This window comes from Micromonospora sicca (assembly GCF_003172935.1).
Taxonomy (GTDB): Bacteria; Actinomycetota; Actinomycetes; order Mycobacteriales; family Micromonosporaceae; genus Micromonospora; species Micromonospora sicca.
In genome coordinates this window covers 1-2,017 of sequence record NZ_QGKS01000533.1, presented here as the reverse complement: position 1 = coordinate 2,017, position 2,017 = coordinate 1, and the positions used below count along the sequence as shown (strand labels likewise).

Sequence of the window (2,017 nt, the reverse complement as noted above, 5' to 3'; positions counted from 1 at the left end):
CTGAAACCCACAAGATCCTCATACGAGGGACGCTGCGGCTCGGACGACACCCGAAGATCATGCCAGCACGCCAGCCACAGTGGACAACAGGTCCCGATCAGCGACTCACCTCAGGCTGAACACGTACGGTCGAAGAGGATAGCAAGGACGGCGGGCGAAACTTCCTGAGGATCACTTCACGATGGTGAACGCAATGCTCCGCTCGGCGACCACCATGGAACTATCGTCTTTCATCTGGATCTGCAGCGGGTACTTGCCCGGCTTCGGGATGCCCGCATAGAAAACAACGGTGGGTGCGTTCGGGTCCACCGAATACTTCTGGCAGTCACAGGTGTAATCGATCTTCCAGTCGAGGTCCTCAAGGTTTACCGAGGACAACTCCGGCAGATCCACCGCGACATACACAGTGGTGGCTCTGCCCTTCTTGATCGGCGCCTCGCATGAAGTCATCTGGTTCCAGTTGTCCTTCATCTGGTTGTAGGCGTAGGCACACGACACATTCGCCAGCCGCTGGGTGACGTCATCCTCCTGGCTCTTTACGTCGAGGTAGTGCCATCCGATGGTGCCAGCGACGCCTTCAGGCGTATCGACGTGTCATGATCGGCGGGTTTATGGTGGCCGGATGCTTGACCTGGGCAGGCTAGACCTAGAGGAGATCGCCACCGCGCTCGAGGACCAGACCGACTACGAGCACCGTTGGCTGATCAACCCGCAGACCGGCGAGATCGTGTTCTGGACGACGGACGGCGGCATCGACGGACACACGCCCGTCGACCTTGACGACCTCGACCTGGTGGGCATCGACCCGCTGCCGTCCTGCATCTGGTATCAGGACATGGCCGATTTCGCTGAGAGGATCAGTGACGCGGCGGCCGGCCGCAGACTCGCGCGAGCGATCCAGGGCAAAGGCGCCTTCCGGCGGTTCAAGAACGAGTTGCATGAGGAGTATCCGCACCTACTGCCAGCGTGGTACGCCTTCCGCGATGTGCGCGCGAAGCGGCGGGCTGTTGAATGGCTGGTCGACAACTCGCTGGTCGACGACGAAACGGGCGAGCGTTTCGTGGCCGAGCACCCAGATCCCAACCTTTTCTGAGCTGGCGTCCGCGCCGCGCGACTTCCTGTAAGACGAACGGCACGCATCTGCCGCTGATCGCACATCACAGACCGTGACTGGTCCGCACTGCGCTTCAGCTTCCGGTACTGCCGATGTGCGTGCGCGCCGCTTAGGTGTCTGTGGCGTCGGCGGACAGTGGCGGTCACGGATTTACCCGGTGGCCGACCACAGGTCGCTCCGGCGCCAGGGCGATTGCGTAGTCGATCGGTGGGTGCCCTGAGCTGGGAATCTACGGGGTGAGTGGCCTCTGCGGAGGCAGGTAGAGCGGGTGAGATCGCGTCGGTGATCATGGAGTTCTCTAGGCTTCACGACACCCCGAGGACCTCACCCGCCGATGTCATCATGCCCGATCCCCGCGCTGTCTTCGGTCGCCGGCACCCCTGGCACGTCACCACCGTCCGTTACTGCAGGTGAGACAACGGGACTGCTACACGCCTTGGCGGCGGTCCCGGATCCTCGAGATCCACGGGGAGTGCGTTACCCGCTGTCGGGCCTGCTCGCGGCCGCGGTGTGCGCGGTCCTCGCGGGGGCGTCGTCGTTCGCCGCGATCACCGATTGGTTGCACGATCTGGATGAGCAGGCCCGCGACCGGCTCGGCTTCGGCCATGGGGTGCCGGCGGGTACGACGGTATGGCGGTTGCTGACCCGCCTCGACGATCAGTTGTTGTCTACCGTCCTCGCGGGCTGGCTGAAGGTCCGCGCCCGGCCGGTCACACCCCGGCCGCACCGGTATCGGACGGTGATCGCCGTGGACGGGAAAACCCTGCGGGGAGCCCGCCGTGCCGACGGTGGTCAGGTTCATCTGCTGTCCGCGCTGGACACCAGCACCGGCATCGTCCTGGCCCAGGTCACCGTGAGCGCGAAGAGCAACGAGATCCCCGCGTTCGCACCGCTGCTCGACGC

General features: G+C 64.0%; 3 protein-coding genes. 2 read left to right on the top strand and 1 reads right to left on the bottom strand.

From position 1 onward, the window contains the following. Positions 1 to 171: 171 nt before the first annotated feature. Positions 172 to 471, bottom strand: a complete 300-nt coding sequence (locus DKT69_RS37275; RefSeq protein WP_146231326.1) for a hypothetical protein — start codon at positions 469 to 471, stop codon at positions 172 to 174. Between the two features lie 151 nt (positions 472 to 622). Between DKT69_RS37275 and DKT69_RS37270 the strand changes: the two genes are divergently transcribed. Together DKT69_RS37270 and DKT69_RS37265 are read left to right on the top strand one after the other, a co-directional pair. Then, entirely contained in the window at positions 623 to 1,093 is a 471-nt protein-coding gene (locus DKT69_RS37270) for a UPF0158 family protein (RefSeq protein WP_109806037.1), read from the top strand. A gap of 493 nt (positions 1,094 to 1,586) precedes the next feature. Further along, positions 1,587 to 2,017 (top strand): ISAs1 family transposase (locus DKT69_RS37265; protein WP_236648787.1); only part of this gene is annotated, 431 nt, incomplete at its 3' end.

Bases quoted from the DNA above. Each gene is read 5' to 3' on its own strand.
- DKT69_RS37275 (WP_146231326.1), bottom strand. From the start codon at position 471: ATGAAGGACAACTGGAACCAGATGACTTCATGCGAGGCGCCGATCAAG.
- DKT69_RS37270 (WP_109806037.1), top strand. From the start codon at position 623: ATGCTTGACCTGGGCAGGCTAGACCTAGAGGAGATCGCCACCGCGCTC.